This window comes from Streptomyces nymphaeiformis (genome assembly GCF_014203895.1).
In the GTDB taxonomy this organism is placed as follows: domain Bacteria; phylum Actinomycetota; class Actinomycetes; order Streptomycetales; family Streptomycetaceae; genus Streptomyces; species Streptomyces nymphaeiformis.
The window spans coordinates 258,290-278,135 of the sequence record NZ_JACHJY010000008.1; the positions used below are offsets into that span (position 1 = coordinate 258,290).

Sequence of the window (19,846 nt, forward strand, 5' to 3'; positions counted from 1 at the left end):
CGCGCGCCCGTACGCCCTCCGTCGGCCGGATCACACCCACGGCCCGCCCGTGGTGATCATCCGGGCCGCTACGGTGCTCCCATGCCCGCTCACGATCTGCCCGCACTCGATCCCGGCAGCACCGCACTCGTCCTCGTCGACCTGATGGAACGCATCGTCGCGCTGCCCCTCGCCCCCCGCCCCGGCACCGACGTCCTCGACGCCTCCGCGCGGCTCGCCGACACCTTCAGGGCCGCCGGCGCGCCCGTCGTCCACATCCGCGTCGAGCGGCCGAACGTCGACACCCAGCCGCCCGGCAGCGAACTCGTCCCCGACCTCGTCCGGGACGGCGACCCCGTCGTCGTCAAGCGCACCATCGGCGGCTTCCAGGACACCGGACTCCACGAGCTGCTCACCGGACTCGGCGCCACCACCCTGGTCCTCGGCGGCATCGCCACCAACCTCGGCGTCGAGTCCACCGCGCGCGCCGCCTGCGACCTGGGCTACGACCTCGTCTTCGCCGAGGACGCCATGGCCGCCCTCACCGCCGACGAGCACCGGGCCTCCGTCGACCTCGACTTCCCGCGCCTCGGCACGGTCGCCCCGGTCTCCGCGATCACCCTGGACGGCCCCGAGTGACCCCGGTGCCGATACGGTACGGGGCCCGCCCCTGCTCCCTCGTCGTCTGCCGCGGCTGCTGCTGCGGCGACGCCCGCAAGAACCCCGGCACCGACCACGCCGGGCAGCTCGCCCGTCTCCGCGAGGCCGCCGCGGCCTCCGGCGGCCGCCTGGCCGTCCGTACGAGCGACTGCCTCGGACCCTGCGCACAGGCGAACGTCGTCGTGGTCCAGCCCTCCACCGAGGGCCGGCGGCGCGGCGGACGGGCGGCGTGGATCGGCTTCACCCTGGACGAGGACTGCCTCGACGACATCCTCGCCTGGACGGCCGCGGGCGGCCCCGGCATCGCCCCGCCGCCGGCGACCCTCACCCTCCAGATGATCGACCCGCCGAAGAACTAGGGCGCCTTCACGTCGATCCGGTGCTCGCCCGCGTACACGTTCATGTCCGGCCCGCGCAGGAAGCCGACCAGGGTCAGGCCCGTCTCGGCGGCCAGGTCCACGGCGAGCGAGGACGGCGCGGACACCGCGGCGAGCACCGGGATCCCCGCCATCACGGCCTTCTGCGCCAGCTCGAACGAGGCCCGCCCCGACACGAGCAGCACCGCCCGCTCCAGCGGCAGCAGTCCCTCCCGCAGCGCCCGCCCGACCAGCTTGTCCACGGCGTTGTGCCGGCCCACGTCCTCCCGTACGTCGAGCAGCTCGCCGTCCTCCGTGAACAGCGCCGCCGCGTGCAGCCCGCCGGTCGAGTCGAAGACCTTCTGGGCCTCGCGCAGCCGCACCGGGAGCAGGGACAGCAGCTCCGGGGCGATCCGCAGCGGGGGAGCGTCGGCGATCGGGAAGCGGGCCGTGGTGCGGACCGCGTCCAGGCTGGCCTTGCCGCACAGCCCGCACGAGGACGTCGTGTAGACGTTCCGCTCCAGGGAGATGTCCGGGACCTCCACACCGGGGGCCAGCTGCACGTCCACCACGTTGTACGTGTTCCGGCCGTCCTCCGTGGCGCCCGCGCAGTACACGATGTTCCGCACGTCCGAGGCCGCCGCCAGGACCCCCTCGCTCACCAGGAACCCCGCCGCGAGCGCGAAGTCGTCGCCCGGCGTGCGCATGGTGATCGCGATCGGGCGTCCGTTCAGCCGGATCTCCAGCGGCTCCTCCGCCACCAGGGTGTCGGGCCGCGTGTTGACCGCACCGCCCCGGATCCGCAGGACACGCCGTCGCTCGGTGACCCGTCCCATCGTGACGCACTCGATTCTCTCCGCGGGAAGGCCGGGAAGGCCCTGACGGCCCCATTCTCCGACACACTCCTCCACCGAACGCACGTCCGGGGTCAGGCGGGGGAGCCGTGCCCCGCCCGGGGCCTTGTCACGGTCGGCCAAGTGGTACGGGGGAATGTTGGTGGTTTACGTCACCTGTTACTGATCAGTCGCTGACAACACTGGGACCTCCTGCCGGACGAACGAACCACCTAGGGGGTCCCGAGAATGACGGGCACTCGCATCGCCGCGCTCGGGCACTACCAGCCCGCCAAGGTGCTGACCAACCACGACCTGGCGGAGCTGGTCGACACGAGCGACGAGTGGATCCTCAGCCGGGTCGGCATCCGCACCCGGCACGTCGCCGGACCCGACGAGCCCGTCGACGAGCTCGCCGCCCACGCGGCCGGCAAGGCCCTCGCCCACGCCGGCCTCACCCCCGGCGACATCGACCTCGTCCTCGTCGCCACCTCCACCGCGATCGACCGCTCGCCCAACACCGCCGCCCGGGTCGCCGCCCGCCTCGGCATGGGCTCGCCCGCCACCATGGACCTCAACGTGGTCTGTGCCGGCTTCACCCACGCGCTCGCCACCGCCGACCACGCGGTCCGGGCCGGAGCGGCCCGCCGCGCCCTCGTCATCGGCGCCGACAAGATGACCGAGATCACCGACTGGACCGACCGCACCACCTGCGTCCTCACGGGTGACGGGGCCGGCGCCGCGATCGTCGAGGCCGTCGAGACCGACACGGGCGCCATCGGCCCGGTCCTGTGGGGCTCGGTCCCGGAGATGGGCAACGCCGTCCGCATCGAGGGCACCCCGCCCCGCTTCGCCCAGGAGGGCCAGTCCGTCTACCGCTGGGCCACCCAGCAGCTGCCCGCGCTCGCCCGGCAGACCTGCGAGCGCTCCGGCATCGCCCCCGAGGACCTCGCGGGCGTCGTCCTCCACCAGGCCAACCTGCGGATCATCGAGCCGCTCGCCGCGAAGATCGGTGCCGTCAACGCCGTCGTCGCCCGCGACGTCGTCGACTCCGGCAACACCTCGGCCGCCTCCATCCCGCTCGCCCTGGCCAAGCTGGTCGAACGCGGCGAACTCCCCTCCGGCGCCCCGGTCCTCCTCTTCGGCTTCGGCGGCAACCTCTCGTACGCCGGACAGGTCGTCCGCGTCCCGTAGTCCTCAGGGCCGCCGTGCCCCGTTCGGCGGAGCCCCCGTGGCGGCGCGCCGGGGGCGGACCTAGCTTCGATCGCGGTGGGGGTCGTCCCCTACCGGACACGGAATCGCTCCGCGTCCGGGCCCCCGCCCGATCTGGAGGACCGCCATGCGCGCGATACGTGCCGCTTCCGCCGCCCTGCTCAGCGCCATCGCCGTCGTGTCGGTCGCGCCCCTGGCCCTGGCCGACGACGGCAACCACGACATCACGTCGTTCGGCTTCTCCGTCACCCCCGCGACGATCGCCCCCGGCGGCACCGTCACCCTGACGTCCGAAGGCTGCGAAGTGCCCTCCGTGACCGTCACCTCCACCGTGTTCGAGACCGTGACCCTCAACGAGGGCCGCCCCGGCACCGCGACCGTGGACGTCGACGCCAAGGCCGGCAGCCAGGTCGAGATCACCTTCGACTGCAAGGGCGAGCGCGGCACCACCCGGCTCACCATCGCCGGTGACACCGGCGGGAACACCGGGCACGACACCGGCACCGGCACGCACACCGGAGCCACCAAGGGCGTCAAGGCCGGCTACGGCACCGCCGCCGCCGGCACGGACCCCGCCGGGCTCGGCGCCACCGAGGTGGTCACGGGCGTCCTGCTCATCGCCGGAGCACTCGGCGCCGCCGTCGTGCTCACCCGCCGCCGCGCCGACGGCCGCGCCTGAAACGGCCCCTCCGCCCCGGTGTGACGAGGTCCGGGGCGGAGGGGCGCCAACACGTGCGGAACGCCAACACGTGCGGAACACGGAGGAGGGCGGACGTGGGGCGGTCGGACGGCACGGACAGCGCGCGGGACGCCGAACGCCCGCAGCACGCCGGCACCGGCACCGGACGGCGCGGCGCCTGGGGCGTCATCGCCGTCGTCCTCCTCATCGGCGTGCACCTCGTGCGCGGCGGTACGGGGGCGTCCGGGGCCGACGGCCCGCCGCAGCCCCTCGCCGCGGCCGCCCCCGACGGGATCCGCGCCGGCCTCGCCGCGCTCGCCCCCGTGCCCGTACCCGCTCCGCTGCCCGCCTCGCCCCCCGTGCGGGTCCGCGTCCCCGCCGTCCGCATCGACGCGCCGCTCACCGAGGTCGGGGTCGACGCCGACGGCTGGATCGAGGCCCCGCCGCCCGAGGACGACCGGCTCGCGGGCTGGTTCACCGGCGCGGTCACCCCCGGCGAGCGCGGCACGGCCGTCGTCGTCGGCCATGTCGACACCCCGAACGGGAGGGCCGTCTTCTACGACCTCGGCGCCCTCGCCAAGGGCCACCGCGTCGAGATCGTCCGCCGCGACGGCACGACCGCCGTCTTCACGGTGTACGGGGTCGAGGTCGTCCCCAAGGAGGGCTTCCCCGCCGAGCGGGTCTACGGCGACTCGGGCGTCCCCGAGCTACGGTTGATCACCTGCGGCGGCACCTTCACCGAGGAGGGCGGCTACGCGGGCAACGTGGTGGTCTCGGCCCGCCTGGTCGAGGTGCGCAGGCCGTCCACGACCTGACGGACTCCCGCCGGGGGATTGGCCTGGACCGCGCCGGGGTCGTCAAGGTGGCCCCACGGAGCCGGCGTCGGGGGGCGCCGGGCTCCCACCCACTGACCACGGGAAACGCTGGTGAAAGGCACCTCGAACCCCTGGTAGAGTTATCTCTGTCGCCGCGGGGGAAACCCCGGAACGACAATCACACCTAGTCCGGGTGGCGGAATGGCAGACGCGCTAGCTTGAGGTGCTAGTGCCCTTTATCGGGCGTGGGGGTTCAAGTCCCCCCTCGGACACCACACGAAGTGCCGGTCGATCTCGAATCGACCGGCACTTCGCGTTTCCCTCCGGGAGGCATCGCCCGAGGTCACGGCCACGACCGACGCCTATCCTGTGGGGGTGAACGAGAACCTTCCTCCTTGCCCCGAATGCTCCTGCGAATACACCTACGAGATGAACGATCTCGTGGTGTGCCCGGAATGCGCCCACGAATGGGTCCCCTCCGAGGGGGTCGTCGCCGACGCCCCCGGTGAACGTGTCATCAAGGACGCCGTCGGCAACGTGCTGAACGACGGCGACACCGTGACGGTCGTGAAGGCCCTCAAGGTCAAGGGCAACCCCTCCGGCATCAAGGCCGGCACCAAGGTCCGCAACATCCGCCTCGTCGACGGCGTGGACGGCCACGACATCGACTGCCGCATCGACGGCTTCGGCGCCATGCAGCTCAAGTCGAGCGTCGTCAAGAAGGCCTGACCGCAGCGGGTCCCGTCGGGTGGTCACGCAGGAACCGCTGACCCGCGCGTACGCCGACCGCGTTCTGGCCGCGCTCTTCGCCGGGACGGGACCGCGACCGTGACGTGAGAACCGCGCACGGGGTCTCGGGCGGGGTCACCCGGAGCCTTTTCGCGCCACGACCAGCCGGCAGCGCGGGCTGCCGTCCTCCCGGCGGCCCAGGGGTTCGACCGGGACGAGGGTGACGTCGAAGCCCGCGTGCTCCAGGCGGGCGCGGACGTCCGCGAGGCGGAAGGTGCGGTAGTACATGACGAACGGCGGGCGCCAGACGGCGTTCCTGACGCGCATCGCCGCGTCGAAGCCCCACAGGGTCCAGTAGAGGCGGGAGCCGACCGGCGGCGGGGCGGGGAGCGGGAAGGCGAAGGTGCCGCCCGGCCGCAGGGCGCCGTGGACCTGGGCGAAGAGGGCGCGCTGGTCGTCCGGGAGGAAGTGGCCGAAGGCGCCGAAGCTGACCGCCAGGTCGAAGGCGGACGCGAAGGGCAGGGCCAGGGCGTCGGCGCGGACCAGGTCGGCGGTCGGGTGGGCGCCGCGGGCCCGGGCCAGCATGCCCGTACTGAAGTCGACGCCCGCGATCCGGCCCGCGCAGACCGAGCGGAGCACGCCGAGGCCGGCGCCGGTCCCGCAGCAGACGTCGAGGCCGGAGTCGAAGGGGCCGAGGCCCTCCAGGGTGTCGGCGACGGCGGCGAGGAGACGGTCGGAGGTGCGGAAGGGGGTCGCGTCGAACTTGGTCGCGAGCAGGTCGTAGCCGTGCTCGACCGAGGAGAGGGCCTGGACGGTCAGCTCGCGGAGGCTGGGACCCTGCGGGGTGAACATGGCACCGAGCCTAGGGCGTCGGCGGCCCTGCGCGTCAGAGCGTGGTGCTCACCGGCGGGGCCGACCAGGACGGCGCGATGCCCGTCAGCTGGCAGACGAGGAGGTAGAGGGGGATCGGCGGCGTGTACGGGGAGGTGCCGTCGGGGTGGTGGATGAGACGCGGACCGCGGTCCGGGATCTCGGCGCCGCGCGCGTAGCAGGCGGGCAGCGGCCAGGTGACCTCGTGGTCGGAGCCGGCGGGGACCAGCCACCACCACCAGTCGGAGTCGGCGTAGACGCAGCCCTTGGCGGGGAGGCGGGAGAGGATCTTGAAGCCGAAGCGGGCGGGGACGCCGACGGCGTCGCAGCCGAGGCCGGTGTGCAGCCCGACGGGCACGGAGAGTCGGGTGGCGCCGAGCTCGTGCGCGCCCCGGGGGGACTCCGGCGAGCGGCGCGGGGCCGGTACGGAGGCTTCGAAGGGCCTGAAGGCCCGCGGGAGGATGCGCATCGACCTCAGCACGGTTCCCCCATGCCGTGGGCGAGTTCCGCCCAGACGACCTGCGCCGTGCCGAGGCCCGTGCGGTCGGCGCCCCAGGCGGTGCAGAGCGCGTCGACGATGAGGAGTCCGCGGCCGCGTTCCTCCTCGCCGCAGTCGCGTATCCGCGGTCCGGCGGGGCCGCCCTCGTCGCGTACGGCTATCCGCAGGGTGTCCTCGCCCTCGCGGAGTTCGCAGACGACACGGCCGCTCGCGGTGTGCACGACGGCGTTGGTGACGAGCTCGGAGACGACCAGGGCGACGGTGTCGCGTATCTCGGGGCCGCAGCCCCAGAGGATGAGCCGCTCCTCCGCGAGCCTGCGGGCGCGGGCGACCGAGGAGGTCAGGGCCGGGAGCTCGAAGGCGAAACGCCGGACGGGATCGGTGTGCTGCGGTGGGCGCTGGGCCATGACCCGAGGGGCTGCAGGACTCATGAGACCTGAGGGCTGCGCGTTACCAGAAGCCACGACCGGTTCCTCACAACAGTGGGCAGGACTGCCGTACGGCGCTGTCGCCGTGACGCGGTGGCGCACGGCGGCAGCGTGTACTGGTTCACCGGAACACTGTCCTCCTGCTTCGGACACTTGGCAAGAGGCACTCTGAAAATTGCAGAGTGCTGTGTTCTCTCTGGCCGGGCTTCATGGCACACTCGTCGAAACAGTGCGTCGGGGAGGTCTGAAGTGAGCGAGCCGCGGTCCGCCCCCACGGTGGGACAGGTCGTCCTCGGAAAGCGTCTGCAGGACCTGCGCGAGCGGGCCGGCATGAAGCGGGAAGAGGCCGCGAAGATCCTCCGGGTGGCCCCGGCCACCGTCCGGCGGATGGAGACCGCCGAGGTCGCGCTGAAGATTCCGTACGTGCAGCTCCTGTTGAAGGAGTACGGGATCACGGACTCCGAGGCGGAGGGCTTCGTCGCCCTCGCGGAGGAGGCCAACCTCCCCGGCTGGTGGCAGCGGTTCCACGACGTGCTGCCCGGCTGGTTCTCCATGTACGTCAGCCTGGAGGGGGCGGCGAGCCTCATCCGGGCGTACGAGCCCCAGTTCATCCCCGGTCTGCTCCAGACCGAGGGGTACGCCCGCGCCATTCTGCGCAGCGGGGCGGTCGGCGGTGGCGGCGACGCCGCCCGGGAAGAGGGCATCGATCGGCATGTAGCCCTGCGGATGGAGCGCCAGTCCCTGCTGACCAGGGACGACGCCCCCAAGCTCTGGGTGATCATGGACGAGACGGTGTTCCGCCGGCCGGTCGGTGACGGGCCCGAGGTGATGCGCGACCAGCTCGACCGGCTGCTCGAAGCGTCCGAGCTGCCGAACGTCACCCTGCAGATCGCGGAGTTCGCGACCGGCCACCATCCGGGCACCTACGGGCCGTTCGTCCTCTTCCGCTTCGCCATGCCCGAACTCCCGGACATGGTCTACAGCGAGTACCTGACCGGCGCCGTCTATCTCGACGCGCGTCCCGAGGTGGCGTCCCACCTGGAGGTCATGGACCGCATGGCGGCGCAGGCCGCGACTGCACAACGCACGAAGGAGATTCTCCGGAATCTCCGCAAGGAGCTGTGAATGGATCGCATATACAACGGCATGCCCGCCGCAGAGCTCGGTGCCGAGGGTTGGCACAAGCCCTGGAGCGGCGGGAACGGGGGCAACTGCGTGGAGGCCATGAAGCTGGCCGACGGCAGAGTCGCCGTGCGACAGTCCGCAGACCCTGAAGGACCAGCGCTCATCTACACCCACGGGGAGATCGCCGCTTTCATCCAGGGCGCGAAATCAGGTCAGGCTGACTTTCTGCTGACCTGAACCTTCCGCCTCACCCCTACCATCGCGTAACTCTTGTTTCAGTGCCACCCGTTCATCCCGACCAGGAGAGCCGATGACCCAGGAACCCGCATCCGTACGGATCGACACCAGCAAGCCGCATCCGGCGCGCATGTACGACTGGTTCCTGGGCGGCAAGGACAACTACCCGGTCGACGAGGCGATGGCCCGTCAGCTCCTCACCGTCGACGCCCGGGGCCGCGACATGGCCCGCGTCAACCGGGCCTTCATGCACCGCGCCATCCGCTGGCTCAGCGCCCACGGCGTCCGCCAGTACCTGGACGTCGGCACGGGCATCCCGACCGAGCCCAACCTGCACCAGATCGCGCAGGAGGCCGCGCCGGAGTCCCGCATCGTCTACTGCGACAACGACCCGATCGTGCTCGCGCACGCGGCCGCCCTGCTGCGCTCGACCCCGGAGGGGGCCACCGAGTACATCCAGGCGGACGCCCGCGAGCCCGAGGTCATCCTCGAAAGGGCCGGAAAGGTCCTTGACTTCGACCAGCCCATCGCGCTGTCGATGCTCGCCCTGCTGCACTTCGTGGGGGACGAGGACGGCGCGTACGAACTGGTCTCCAAGATCGTCGACAAGCTCGCGCCGGGCAGCTATCTCGTCCTCTCCCACGTCACCGGGGACTTCGACCCCGAGGGCGCGGCGAAGGCGGCCGCCATGTACAAGGCGCGCGGGCTGACCCTGCGGCCCCGCTCGCGCGACGAGCTGGCCGCGTTCTTCGACGGCCTCGAGTTCGTCGAGCCCGGGGTCTCGCTCACCGCCGAATGGCACCCGGAGCTGGGCGAGCCCGTCCAGGTCCAGGGCGACGACCCCATCCCGGGGTGGGCCGCGGTGGCCCGCAAGCCCTGACCCCGAGCAGAACGAGGAGGGGGCCCGCCGACGGGCCCCCTTCGTGCTACCGCTCCACCAGCGTCACCAGGAAGCTCCGCGCCGGCCCGATGTTGCCGGCCGCGTCGATCGTGCGGTACTCGACGGTGTGCGTGCCGTAGTCCGGGCTCGCGTCGTCCCACGGCACCGCCCGGCTCCGGCCCAGCTTCCCGTACACGAGGTCGTCGATCACCGTGCCGCCCGGCGAGAAGCGGAACGGCGCGTCGGCGTCCGTCGGCCAGCCGTAGTACGTGTACCAGCCGTCGCCGTCGACCCGGAACTGGCTCACCACGGCGCCCTCCCGGTCGTCCCGCGCGGTCAGCCGCATCGTGAACGCCCCGTCGTAGACGTACTCCACCGGACGCCCGGGACGCCGTACTGTCCGCAGCGGCTCGGACAGCTCGTACGCCGCCGTCGCCGGACGGGCGTCCACCGCCCAGCTCAACTCCTCGTCCGTGCCCGCGAGACGGGCCGTGAGGGTGTGCGTCCCGGGCGCGATCCGCAGCGCACGCAGGTCCAGGTCGCGGTCGTTGCGGCCGTACGTCGCGACCGGCCGCCCGTCCAGACGCCAGCGCACGGCGGGCGTGCCGTCCACCGCGTGGGTGGTGTCCGCGTGGACGACGCTCCGGGCGCCGACGGGGGAACCGGTCGGGGTGTACCCGGTGAAGCCGCGGTCCTCCGGACCCCGCACCGTCGTCAGCGAGGGGTCGACCGTCCAGCCGACGGTCCGGGTGAGCGCCGCCGAGGCGCGGACCGCCGGGTCGCGGACGAAGGGCGTCGGGTCGGTGACCGTCGCCGTCAGGGTGTGCGTGCCGGGGGAGACCCGCAGCCCGCGCAGGTCGACGGTGCGGGCGCCGCGGGTGTCGAGCGTCCGCCCGTCCAGCCTCCAGGTCACGGCGAGCGCGCCGCCCACCGGGTGCAGGGTGTCCACCCACACCGTGCGGTCCGCCCCGATCGGCGCCGCGTCCGGGGTGTGGTCCTGGACCAGGTCCACCTTCGCCGAGATCGCCCGGACCATCACCTCGCGCTCCACCTGGTCGAAGGCGTAGCCGAGGGTCTTCATCAGGGAGTGCCGGCTCGGCCGCCAGACGCCCTTCGTGCTGTACATCCCGCCCTCGTGGCGGCCGATGACCCCGCCCGACTCGCTCTCCTCGCCGAGCCAGCGCCACCACTTGGCCCGCTGCTCCCGCATCTGGTCCTCGGTCAGGAGGGTGTGGTGGACGGAGGAGGGTTCGGGTCCTTCGTAGGCCTCGCCGGGGACTCCGCGCGCGTAGTAGTCGTACTCGTCCTGGAGGCCGCCCAGCGAATGGCCTATCTCGTGCGGGGTGATGAGCGAGGAGAGCGCGTTGCCGCCGGAGGCCGTGGCGTAACTCCCGCCCGCGCCGCCGTAGGTGTCGCTGTGGGCGAGGGCGACGATCTGGCGGTTGGCGCGGTGGGTGCCGGGGACGAGGTCGGCGAGCGCGCCGGCCTTCCGGCTGTCGACGGTGAGCAGCCGCTGCACGCTGTCCGGATCGCAGCCGCCCCAGAAGCCCATGTCGAGCGCCGTGTCACGGGCGGGCGCGGTGAGACCGGGGTCGCAGTCCACGCCGGACTCGGCGGAGGGGGCCTCCACCGCCCACACGTTGACGTACGAGCGGTACGAGGCGAAGGGCTCGATGCTCCACAGGGTGTTCAGATGCCGTTCGAGGTCCGCCCGGAACGCCGGCATCTCCGCCGCGGTGTAGCCGTCGCCCATGAACACCAGGTTGAACCGCTTGTCTGCGGGCCCGGTGGTCTGCACGGGGACGACGACCGGCCCCTCGCCGGACGTGGGCGTCTCGGCCGCCGCCTGCGTGGTTCCCACCAGGCCGGCGGCCAGCAGACAGACCGCGGCGAGCCGCGCCACGGCACGCCGAACTCCCTTGCGCTGTGAGGTCATGGGGCGCGAGCCTAGGCCGCGCCCCCGGCCTCGTAAAGATGTTCGTCGGCCGACCGTTCGTCGGCCGGTCATCTCAGTTTCGCAGCCAGGCCAGGCCCGGGTGCTCCGCCGTGTAGCCCTCCACCAGCCGGCGCGCCACCGCCACCGAGTCCACCAGCGGATGCAGCGCGAAGGCCTTGACGGCCGCCGCCCGCGAGCCGCTCTCCACCGCCGCGAGGACCTCGCGCTCCACCGCCTTCACGGCGGTCACCAGACCGACGGCGTGGTACGGCAGCGGGGCCACCGACACCGGGTGGGCGCCGTTCGCGTCCACGAAGCACGGCACCTCGATCACCGCGTCCGCGTCGAGCACCGACAGCGTCGAGCCGTTGCGCACGTTGAGGATCAGCGTGGTCCGCTCGTCCCGCGCGATGGCCCGCATCAGCGCGAGCGCCACCTTCTCGTAGCCGCCCGACTCCAGGTCCTCCTCGTCCCGCTCCCCGATCCCGGCGGCCTCCCGGTTCGCGGCCATGTAGGTGGCCTCGCGGTCGGCGAGCGTACGGTGCCAGGCAGCGAGGGCCGGGGTGTCGGGCTTGGCCATCTCCTCGTAGAACGCGCCCTGCTGGTCCCGCAGATACGCCCCGCGCGTCCGCTCGGCCGTCCGGTAGGCGTGCACCGCCTCCCGGTTGAAGTAGTAGTAGTGCAGGTACTCGTTGGGGATCGCGCCGAGCGACCGCAGCCACTCCGGGCCGAACAGCCGGCCCTCCTCGAACGAGCCGAGCGCCTCCTCGTCGGCGAGCAGCCGCGGCAGCACGTCCTGCCCGCCGACCCGCAGCCCCCGCAGCCAACCCAGGTGGTTGAGGCCCACGTAGTCGATCCAGGCCTCGTCCGGGTTCGCGCCCAGGATGCGCGCGACCCGCCGGCCGAGGCCCACGGGGGAGTCGCAGATGCCGACGACCCGGTCCCCGAGCACCCGGGACATCGCCTCCGTGACCAGGCCGGCCGGGTTGGTGAAGTTGATGACCCAGGCGTCGGGGGCGAGTTCGGCGATCCTCCGGGCGATGCGTACGGCCACGGGCACGGTCCGCAGCCCGTACGCGATGCCGCCCGCGCCCACCGTCTCCTGGCCGAGCACGCCCTCGTCGAGCGCGATCCGCTCGTCGGCCGCCCGGCCCTCCAGACCGCCGACCCGGATCGCCGAGAACACGAAGTCCGCCCCGCGCAGCGCCTCGTCCAGATCCGTCGTCGCCGTCACCGCCGGCGCGTCCGGCACGCCCTCCGCCTGGTCGGCGAGGACCCGCGCGATCGCCGAGAGCCGCCCCTCGTCGAGGTCGTACAGAGTGACGTGCGTGACCCGCCCCTCGGCGTGGTCGCCGAGCAGGGCGCCGTACACCAGCGGCACCCGGAATCCGCCGCCTCCGAGAATCGTCAGTTTCATGCTCGTACGCTACTGGGACGAGTCCTCTGAGCAGCGGGATTCCGGGAGGTCGTCCACGGCGGCGTCCACATGCCGGGCGCCGTCGCGCCCCGTCGGGTGGGGGACAATGGCGCCATGTCCCGACGCAAGACCCGCCCCCGCACCTCCCCGGCCGCCGCCGCGCCCGCCGTGACCGCGGCCTCGCCCTGCCCCTGCGGACTCGACGCCGTGTACGGCGCGTGCTGCGGCCGGTTCCACTCGGGCACCGGTGGTACGGCACCCACCGCCGAACTCCTCATGCGCTCCCGCTACAGCGCCTTCGTCGTACGCGACGAGGCGTACCTGCTGCGCACCTGGGCGCCCGAGACGCGGCCGGGCGAGGTCGACTTCGACCCGGGGATGCGCTGGGCCGGCCTGGAGATCGTGGGGACCACCGACGGCACCGCCTTCCACCAGCACGGCACCGTCACCTTCGTCGCCCGCTACGTCCACGGCGGCGAGGCCGGCGCCCTGCACGAGCGGAGCAGGTTCGCCCGCCACGAGGGCGCGTGGGTGTACGTGGACGGCGACTTCATCGAGTAGCGGGACCGCTCAGCGCGCGCCCGCGCCCACGGCCACCCGCTCCCTGGGGAGCCCGTTCGCGAGGTCCTCGGCGACGATCTTCTTGGCGATGGCGTCCGTCGCGACCCGCAGCTCGGGTCCGCTGGGCCGGCCGCGCTCCTTCTCGACCTGGTCGGACAGCCAGTCGCCCCAGGCGTGGGTGATGACGTCCGCCTCGCGCTTGCCCGCCGTGGTGTGGGAGAGCAGGTTGCCGTCGCGGGTCAGGAAGCCCTCGTCGACCATCCGGTCGAAGACCGGCAGCAGGACCTCCGGCGGCACCCGGCGGCCGGCCGAGATCAGGCCCAGGCTGGCGTGCCCGACGGTCCGGGTGTAGAGCTCGACCTGCATGACCGCCCAGGCCCCGGCGAAGTCGAGCCGGGTGTCGGAGCCGATGACGATCCGGCGGGCCGTGTCCAGGTCCTGGCGCCGCAGGATGCGGCCGACGGAGAGTTCGAGGAGCTTCTCCGAGTCGCCGGACATGGTGGGGGAGCCGAAGCCCTCGCCCATGTCGGGGGCGGCGGAGCGGGCCGAGTCGCGCAGTTCCACCTGCTTGAGGAAGAGGGCGACGACGAAGCCGACGGCCGCGACCGGCACCGTCCAGAGGAAGACGGTGTGCAGGGTGTCGGCGTAGGCCTGGACGATCGGCGCCGCGATCCGGTCCGGGAGCCGGTGCAGGCCGGCGGGGTTCTGGGCGGCCTGCGCGATTCCGGCCGGGTCGATGCCGAGGCTCCTGGCGATGGTGCCGGCCTCGACGAGGCCCGAGGTGAGGTTGGGCTTGAGGGAGTTGGTGTAGATCGTGCCGAAGACGGCCGTGCCGAAGGAGCTGCCGAGGGTGCGGAAGAAGGTGACGCCGGAGGTGGCGGTGCCGAGGTCGGCGTATTCGACGGTGTTCTGCACGGCGATGGTCAGGACCTGCATGCACAGGCCGATGCCGGCGCCGAGGACGAACATGTACAGCGACTCCAGCCAGGTGCCGCTGTCCGGTCCCATGAGGGAGAGCAGGTAGAGGCCGATGCCCATCACCAGGCAGCCGACGATCGGGAAGATCCGGTAGTGGCCGGTCTTGCTGACGTAGTTGCCGCTGAAGATGGAGGCGATGAGCAGGCCGATGACCATGGGGAGGGTGCGGATGCCGGACATGGTCGCCGACTCCCCGTCGACGTACTGGAGATAGGTCGGCAGGAAGGTCATCGCGCCGAGCATGGCGAAGCCGACGACGAAGCTGAGCACGGAGCAGACGGTGAAGACCGGGTTGCGGAACAGCCGCATGGGCAGCATGGGTTCGGCCGCCCGGGTCTCGACCCAGCAGAACAGGCCCAGGGCGACGATGCCGCCCGCGAAGAGCCCGATGATGACGCCGGAGCTCCAGGCGTACTCGTTGCCGCCCCAGCTGGTCGCCAGGATCAGGGCGCTGGAGCCGACGGCGACGAGCGCGATGCCGGCGTAGTCGATGACCGGCCGGCTCGCGGAGCGTACCGAGGGGATCGAGCGGGCGGCGGCGATGACGACGAGGATCGCGATCGGGACGTTGACGTAGAAGGCCCAGCGCCAGCTGAGGTGGTCGGTGAACAGGCCGCCGAGGAGCGGTCCGATGACGGTCGAGACGCCGAACACGGCGCCGATCGCGCCCTGGTACTTGCCGCGTTCGCGCAGCGGGATCACGTCGGCGATGAGCGCCATCGAGGTGACCATCAGGCCGCCGGCGCCGACGCCCTGGAGACCGCGCCAGACGATCAGCAGGGTCATGTTGGTGGCGAGTCCGCAGAGGAACGAGCCGGTGATGAAGACGACCGCGGAGATCTGGAAGACCACCTTGCGGCCGAAGAGGTCGCCGAACTTGCCGACGAGGACGGTCGCGACCGTCTCCGCGAGCAGGTAGGAGGTGACCACCCACGACATGTGGGCGGCGCCGCCGAGGTCCGAGACGATCGTGGGCAGGGCGGTGCCGACGATCGTCTGGTCGAGGGCGGCGAGGAGGACGCCCAGCATGATCGTGCCGAAGACGATGTTGCGGCGGCGGCTGTCGAGCACGGGTGGCTCGGTGGCGGCCGGGGGCGCGGGCGCTGCGTCGCTGGTCGTGGTCACTCTCGCAGCGTCACACCGCCCCGGCCCTCACGCATCCGGGGGACGGCCGGACAGGTGCGGGGTGTCAGGGGGTGACGGGCAGTCGGGGGTGGTGCTTGGCGAGGATCTTGTTGGCCCGGGCGAGGGCGGCGAGCGCGTGCTCGCGGTCCGCCCGGTCCTCCGCGCAGAGCGGTCCCCGGAAGCGGTACACCTCGCGCGCCGCGCAGTCCGCGTCGACCTCGGCCTGGAGGACGTGCAGCGGCAGGCAGGCGCCGATCATCGCGGCCACGCTGTCGGGGATCGGGACGGGAACGAGGCGCGAGGGCGAGGTGATCACGGGTCAGTCCTAGTCGGTCCGGGGAGGGCAAGGAAGGGTCTCCTCTCCATACGTACCGGATCGGCGTCCGGGTTCCGGCACGGCGATGTCGCGGGCGGGCAACGGCCGGGCGCGCCTGAGGCGGGCCGCGCGGGTCCCGGGGGAGCGGACCGGGCGGGGCGCGCGGGCCGGCGCCGGACGCGTTCCCGCAGGTACGGGGGCGGACGACGGCCGGCGCATTGCGCACGGCCCCTGCGTATCGCTCGGATGTTCATCGAACGTGCTGTCGGTTCGAGGCGTCGGCGGCGGGTCGCGCGGCTGCCGAATGTGTGGCATCTCACGTTGCGGCGCGCCGGTTTCCCGGAGCGCGCTTTCCACGGCTACGAGAGGACCTCGGCCAGGTCGTACGAGACGGGTTCGTCCAGCTGTCCGTAGCCGCAGGACTCCGGCGTCCGGTCCGGGCGCCACCGCTTGAACTGCGCGGTGTGGCGGAAGCGGTCGCCCTCCATGTGGTCGTAGCCGACCTCGCAGACCCGCTCCGGCCGCAGCGCCACCCACGACAGGTCCTTCCTGCCCGACCAGCGGCTCGGCGCGCCCGGCAGCCGCGCCTCCTCGTGCGCCGCCTCGTCCGTCCACGCCGCCCACGGGTGACCGTCCGGCGGGTCCATCCGGAGCGGCTCCAGCTCCTCGACGAGCTCGGCGCGGCGGGCGGCGGTGAAGGCCGCGCAGACGCCCACGTGCTGGAGGGTGCCCCGGTCGTCGTACAGGCCGAGCAGCAGCGAGCCGACCACGGGGCCGCTCTTGTGGAAGCGGTATCCGGCCACGACGACGTCGGCCGTCCGCTCGTGCTTGATCTTGTACATGAGGCGGGCGTCCGGCCGGTACGGAAGGTCGAGCGGCTTGGCGATCACCCCGTCGAGCCCGGCGCCCTCGTACTGCTCGAACCACCGCTCCGCGAGCTCGGGGTCCCGGGTCGCCGACGCCAGGTGGACCGGCGCGTCGACCCCGTCGAGGACGCGCTCCAGGGCGGAGCGGCGCTCGCTCAGCGGGGTGTCGAGCAGGGACTCGTCCCCGAGGGCGAGCAGGTCGAAGGCGATGAACCGGGCCGGGGTGGTCTCGGCGAGCATGCGGACCCGGGAGTCGGCCGGATGGATCCGCTCGGAGAGCCGGTCGAAGTCGAGGCGGCCGCCGTGCTCGATGACGATCTCCCCGTCGACGACGCAGCGCTCCGGCAGCCGGGCCGCGAGCGCCTCGACCAGGTCGGGGAAGTAGCGGGTGAGCGGCTTGCCCGTACGGCTGCCGATGACGAGCTCCGGCCCGTCCCGGTGCACGATCGCGCGGAAGCCGTCCCACTTCGCCTCGTACTGCATCCCGGGCGGGATCCGCTTCACGGCTTTGGCGAGCATCGGTTTCACGGGCGGCATCACCGGAAGATCCATGGGGTGATTGTCTGATATGCGGGAGTTGTCGGCGAGCCCTAGGGTGGCCCGCATGGCAGGCAAGGCGGCAGCGGTGGAGATCGAGGTCGGCGACCGGACCGTACGGGTCTCCCACCCCGACAAGGTGTACTTCCCTGAACCCGGCTACACCAAGATGGACCTGGTCCGGTACTACCTGGCCGTGGGCGACGGCGTCACCCGCGCCCTGCGGAACCGTCCCACGACCCTGGAGCGCTATCCCGACGGGGTGACCGGCGAGTCCTTCTTCCAGAAGCACGCCCCGAAGCACCTGCCCGACTGGATCCCGACGGCCCGCATCACCTTCCCCAGCGGCCGGTCGGCCGACGAGATGTGCCCCACCGAGCCGGCCGCCGTGCTCTGGGCGGCCAACCTCGGCGCCGTCACCTTCCATCCCTGGCCGGTGCGCCGGGACGACACCGACCACCCCGACGAACTCCGCATCGACCTCGACCCGCAGCCCGGCACGGACTACGCCGACGCCGTCCGCGCCGCCCACGAGCTGCGCGCGGTCCTCGACGAGCACGGGCTGCGCGGCTGGCCGAAGACCTCGGGCGGCCGGGGTCTGCACGTCTTCGTGCCGATCGTCTCCGAATGGACGTTCACCCAGGTCAGGCGGGCGGTGATCGCCTGCGGCCGGGAGCTGGAGCGGCGGATGCCGGACCGGGTCACGATCCGGTGGTGGAAGGAAGAGCGGGGCGAGCGGATCTTCGTCGACTACAACCAGGCGGCCCGGGACCGCACGATCGCCTCCGCCTACTCCGTGCGCCCCCGGCCGCACGCCCCCGTCTCGGCGCCGCTGCGGTGGGAGGAGATCGACGACGCCGTGCCGAGGGACTTCGACATCAGGACGATGCCGGCGCGGTACGCGGAGGTCGGCGACGTCCACGCGGACATGGACGACGAGCGGTTCAGCCTGGAGTCGCTGCTCGAACTGGCCCGGCGGGACGAGGCGGAACACGGTCTGGGCGACCTGCCGTACCCGCCGGAGTACCCGAAGATGCCGGGCGAACCCAAGCGGGTGCAGCCGAGCCGGGCGAAGGAGGAGAAGGAGTCCGAGGGGGAGTAGGGGGAGGGCCGGGACGCTTCCGGGTGGGCGTCGCCGGCCCTCGATCTTCACTCTAAAACAACACGAACGATCGTGCTAGCATTTTTTCATCATCAGGACGACCGAGGAGATCCGGCATGTACCCGATGGCTCCGCTCATCCGCACCGCCCTGAACACCACCGCCCGCCTCGCCCCCGGCCCGGCCGGCCGCTGGGCCTTCCACCTCTTCGTCCGGCCGCTCGGCAGGGCCCCGGTGAAGCCGGGGGAGCGGGAGATCCTCGCCGCCGCCCGCACCGGGACCCTCCACGTGCGCGGCAAGGAGGTCGTCACCTACGCCTGGGGCGACGGCCGGCGGCCCGTCCTGCTCGTGCACGGCTGGTCCTCCCGCGCCTCGCGGCTCGGGGCCTTCGCCGAGGAGCTCCTCGCGCGGGGACACAGCCCGGTCGCCTTCGACGGGCCCGGACACGGCGAATCCTCCGGCAGGGCCACCAACATCGTCGAATACCGCGAGATCATCCGGGAACTGCACGCCCGGCACGGCGACTTCGAGGCCGTCGTGGCCCACTCCTTCGGCGTCCTCGCCTCCCTCTTCGCCCTCCGCGACGGCGTCCGCACGGCCCGCTTCGTCGGCCTCGGCGGCGTCGGCTCCTTCGACCTGCTCATGGAGGGCTTCCGGGCCGGACTCGGCCTGGACGACCGGGTGGTGAGGGCCATGCGCCGGTACGTCGAGCGACGGCTCGTCCCCGGTGAGCCGGGTGTCTGGGACCGCTTCGGCGCCGACCACGCCCCGCACGAACTCGGCGCGCCCGTCCTGCTGTTCCACGACGAGGACGACGACATGGTGCCCCTGGCCCACGCGCGGTTCCTCGCCCGCGCCCACGGCGGGAGGGCCCGGCTCGTCGTCACCCGGGGCCTCGGTCACCGCCGTGTCCTCACGGACCCCGGCGTCGTGGCCGAGGCGGTGGAGTTCGCGACGGCGGGCGCCGTCGCGCCCGAGAGCGTCAGTCGGCGCTGAGCGCCGCCCGGCCCTTCTCCGTGGCCGAGGACAGCAGACGGGCCGTGATGCCCCGCTCGGCGCGGGCGTACGTGCCGGGGTCGCCGAGCAGCAGGGAGTGGGCGTTGGCCGCCTCCATGAGGGCGATCACCTCGAAGGCCAGCTGCTCCACGTCCAGGTCCTCGGTGAACTCCCCGACGGCACGCGCCTCCGTCAGGGCCCCCTCCACGTACGCCGTCCAGTCGCGGCGGGTCCCCGCGACGGCGTCGTGGACCGGGCCCGTGCGGGCGTCGAACTCGGCCGCGACCGCGTAGAAGAAGCAGCCGCCCGCGAAGACCCGGTCCGAGGAGTACGCGAGCCAGTTCCGGCACAGCTCGCGCACCCGCCGCGCGCCCGGCGGCAGGTCCTTCAGCGGGGTGACGACGCGGTCGGCGAAGACGGCGACGGCGGCCCTGACGGTGGCGAGCTGCAGCTCCTCCTTGGAGCCGAAGAGGGCGAAGACGCCGCTCTTGCTCAGCTCCAGCTCGGTCGCGATCCGGCCGAGCGACAGGCCTTCGAGCCCCTCGACCGAGGCGATGTCCATCGTCCGGCCGAGGACGAGGCGCCGGGTCTGGTTGCCCCGCTCGACGCGTCCGTCCCGCTTGGTCCCGGTGCCGCTTCCCGTGCTGCCGCTCATGCCCCCATCGTACTGAACGCACGACCGTGCGGACATCTCCGTGCGGCTCCGGGAGG

22 protein-coding genes and 1 tRNA gene are annotated in these 19,846 nt (G+C 72.6%); 13 read left to right on the forward strand and 10 right to left on the reverse strand.

All coding sequences use genetic code 11. The features are described from left to right. Positions 1–81 precede the first annotated feature (81 nt). Positions 82–618 carry an isochorismatase family protein gene (locus tag GGE06_RS27225; RefSeq protein ID WP_116157992.1) on the forward strand — a complete coding sequence of 179 codons (537 nt, stop codon included), beginning with the start codon at positions 82–84 and terminating at the stop codon, positions 616–618. Continuing rightward, complete coding sequence (locus tag GGE06_RS27230) at positions 615–998, forward strand: (2Fe-2S) ferredoxin domain-containing protein (RefSeq protein WP_116157991.1); 384 nt, start codon at positions 615–617, stop codon at positions 996–998. The genes GGE06_RS27225 and GGE06_RS27230 overlap by 4 nt, the downstream gene beginning before the upstream one ends. Here the strand turns inward: GGE06_RS27230 and fdhD are convergent. Then, positions 995–1,831 (reverse strand): formate dehydrogenase accessory sulfurtransferase FdhD, encoded by an 837-nt coding sequence (gene fdhD / locus GGE06_RS27235; protein WP_116157990.1) that lies wholly within the window; start codon positions 1,829–1,831, stop codon positions 995–997. The genes GGE06_RS27230 and fdhD overlap by 4 nt on opposite strands. Positions 1,832–2,077: 246 nt before the next feature. Between fdhD and GGE06_RS27240 the strand changes: the two genes are divergently transcribed. The 5 genes from GGE06_RS27240 to GGE06_RS27260 all read left to right on the forward strand — a co-directional run bounded on the left by GGE06_RS27240 (position 2,078) and on the right by GGE06_RS27260 (position 5,263). Further along, positions 2,078–3,022, forward strand: a complete 945-nt coding sequence (locus GGE06_RS27240; protein WP_116157989.1) for a beta-ketoacyl-ACP synthase III — start codon at positions 2,078–2,080, stop codon at positions 3,020–3,022. 145 nt (positions 3,023–3,167) lie between these two features. Then, positions 3,168–3,719 carry a hypothetical protein gene (locus tag GGE06_RS27245; RefSeq protein ID WP_116157988.1) on the forward strand — a complete coding sequence of 184 codons (552 nt, stop codon included), beginning with the start codon at positions 3,168–3,170 and terminating at the stop codon, positions 3,717–3,719. Between the two features lie 95 nt (positions 3,720–3,814). Continuing rightward, complete coding sequence (locus GGE06_RS27250; RefSeq protein WP_184932047.1) at positions 3,815–4,534, forward strand: class F sortase; 720 nt, start codon at positions 3,815–3,817, stop codon at positions 4,532–4,534. Between the two features lie 187 nt (positions 4,535–4,721). Then, positions 4,722–4,809, forward strand: a tRNA-Leu gene (locus GGE06_RS27255). Between the two features lie 100 nt (positions 4,810–4,909). After that, complete coding sequence (locus GGE06_RS27260) at positions 4,910–5,263, forward strand: zinc ribbon domain-containing protein YjdM (protein ID WP_116157986.1); 354 nt, start codon at positions 4,910–4,912, stop codon at positions 5,261–5,263. A gap of 135 nt (positions 5,264–5,398) precedes the next feature. Here the strand turns inward: GGE06_RS27260 and GGE06_RS27265 are convergent, their stop codons facing one another. The 3 genes from GGE06_RS27265 to GGE06_RS27275 are packed head-to-tail and all read right to left on the reverse strand — an operon-like array spanning position 5,399 to position 7,039. Beyond that, positions 5,399–6,115 (reverse strand): class I SAM-dependent methyltransferase, encoded by a 717-nt coding sequence (locus tag GGE06_RS27265; protein ID WP_116157985.1) that lies wholly within the window; start codon positions 6,113–6,115, stop codon positions 5,399–5,401. Positions 6,116–6,149: 34 nt separating this feature from the next. After that, the gene (locus GGE06_RS27270; protein WP_246532789.1) at positions 6,150–6,602 is read right to left on the reverse strand and encodes a hypothetical protein; all 453 of its coding nucleotides are present in this window, start codon (positions 6,600–6,602) and stop codon (positions 6,150–6,152) included. A gap of 5 nt (positions 6,603–6,607) precedes the next feature. Continuing rightward, positions 6,608–7,039 (reverse strand): ATP-binding protein, encoded by a 432-nt coding sequence (locus GGE06_RS27275; RefSeq protein WP_116157984.1) that lies wholly within the window; start codon positions 7,037–7,039, stop codon positions 6,608–6,610. A gap of 270 nt (positions 7,040–7,309) precedes the next feature. Between GGE06_RS27275 and GGE06_RS27280 the strand changes: the two genes are divergently transcribed. The 3 genes from GGE06_RS27280 to GGE06_RS27290 all read left to right on the forward strand — a co-directional run bounded on the left by GGE06_RS27280 (position 7,310) and on the right by GGE06_RS27290 (position 9,302). Then, positions 7,310–8,185, forward strand: a complete 876-nt coding sequence (locus tag GGE06_RS27280; RefSeq protein ID WP_116157983.1) for a Sco1979 family transcriptional regulator — start codon at positions 7,310–7,312, stop codon at positions 8,183–8,185. After that, positions 8,186–8,422 carry a DUF397 domain-containing protein gene (locus GGE06_RS27285; RefSeq protein WP_015037566.1) on the forward strand — a complete coding sequence of 79 codons (237 nt, stop codon included), beginning with the start codon at positions 8,186–8,188 and terminating at the stop codon, positions 8,420–8,422. A gap of 73 nt (positions 8,423–8,495) precedes the next feature. Further along, positions 8,496–9,302: an SAM-dependent methyltransferase gene (locus GGE06_RS27290; RefSeq protein ID WP_116157982.1), complete on the forward strand. Its 807-nt coding sequence runs from the start codon at positions 8,496–8,498 to the stop codon at positions 9,300–9,302. A gap of 46 nt (positions 9,303–9,348) precedes the next feature. On the opposite strand, the gene GGE06_RS27295 is transcribed toward GGE06_RS27290, so the two are convergent. Together GGE06_RS27295 and GGE06_RS27300 are read right to left on the reverse strand one after the other, a co-directional pair. Beyond that, on the reverse strand, positions 9,349–11,238 hold the full coding sequence (locus GGE06_RS27295) for a M64 family metallopeptidase (RefSeq protein WP_184932048.1): 1,890 nt from the start codon (positions 11,236–11,238) through the stop codon (positions 9,349–9,351). Between the two features lie 73 nt (positions 11,239–11,311). After that, positions 11,312–12,655, reverse strand: coding sequence for a 6-phospho-beta-glucosidase (locus GGE06_RS27300; RefSeq protein ID WP_116157980.1), 1,344 nt, complete (start codon positions 12,653–12,655; stop codon positions 11,312–11,314). Between the two features lie 114 nt (positions 12,656–12,769). On the opposite strand from GGE06_RS27300, the gene GGE06_RS27305 reads away from it, so the two are divergent. Continuing rightward, positions 12,770–13,216: a YchJ family protein gene (locus tag GGE06_RS27305; RefSeq protein ID WP_181924450.1), complete on the forward strand. Its 447-nt coding sequence runs from the start codon at positions 12,770–12,772 to the stop codon at positions 13,214–13,216. Positions 13,217–13,225: 9 nt separating this feature from the next. Here GGE06_RS27305 and GGE06_RS27310 read toward each other — a convergent pair whose 3' ends face one another. From GGE06_RS27310 to GGE06_RS27320, 3 genes are all read right to left on the reverse strand, one after another. Then, on the reverse strand, positions 13,226–15,319 hold the full coding sequence (locus GGE06_RS27310) for an MDR family MFS transporter (protein WP_184932049.1): 2,094 nt from the start codon (positions 15,317–15,319) through the stop codon (positions 13,226–13,228). Positions 15,320–15,383: 64 nt separating this feature from the next. Next, a complete protein-coding gene (locus tag GGE06_RS27315; protein ID WP_221518607.1) occupies positions 15,384–15,578 on the reverse strand; it encodes a hypothetical protein in 195 nt (64 codons plus the stop codon). A 416-nt stretch (positions 15,579–15,994) separates the two neighbouring features. Then, positions 15,995–17,053: an ATP-dependent DNA ligase gene (locus tag GGE06_RS27320; RefSeq protein WP_116157978.1), complete on the reverse strand. Its 1,059-nt coding sequence runs from the start codon at positions 17,051–17,053 to the stop codon at positions 15,995–15,997. Between the two features lie 52 nt (positions 17,054–17,105). On the opposite strand from GGE06_RS27320, the gene ligD reads away from it, so the two are divergent. Both ligD and GGE06_RS27330 read left to right on the forward strand, forming a co-directional pair. Beyond that, positions 17,106–18,140, forward strand: coding sequence for a non-homologous end-joining DNA ligase (ligD, locus tag GGE06_RS27325; protein WP_116157977.1), 1,035 nt, complete (start codon positions 17,106–17,108; stop codon positions 18,138–18,140). A 116-nt stretch (positions 18,141–18,256) separates the two neighbouring features. After that, positions 18,257–19,135: an alpha/beta fold hydrolase gene (locus GGE06_RS27330; RefSeq protein ID WP_116157976.1), complete on the forward strand. Its 879-nt coding sequence runs from the start codon at positions 18,257–18,259 to the stop codon at positions 19,133–19,135. Here GGE06_RS27330 and GGE06_RS27335 read toward each other — a convergent pair. Beyond that, on the reverse strand, positions 19,122–19,790 hold the full coding sequence (locus tag GGE06_RS27335; RefSeq protein WP_116157975.1) for a TetR/AcrR family transcriptional regulator: 669 nt from the start codon (positions 19,788–19,790) through the stop codon (positions 19,122–19,124). The two genes, GGE06_RS27330 and GGE06_RS27335, sit on opposite strands and share 14 nt — an antisense overlap. Positions 19,791–19,846: the final 56 nt, after the last annotated feature.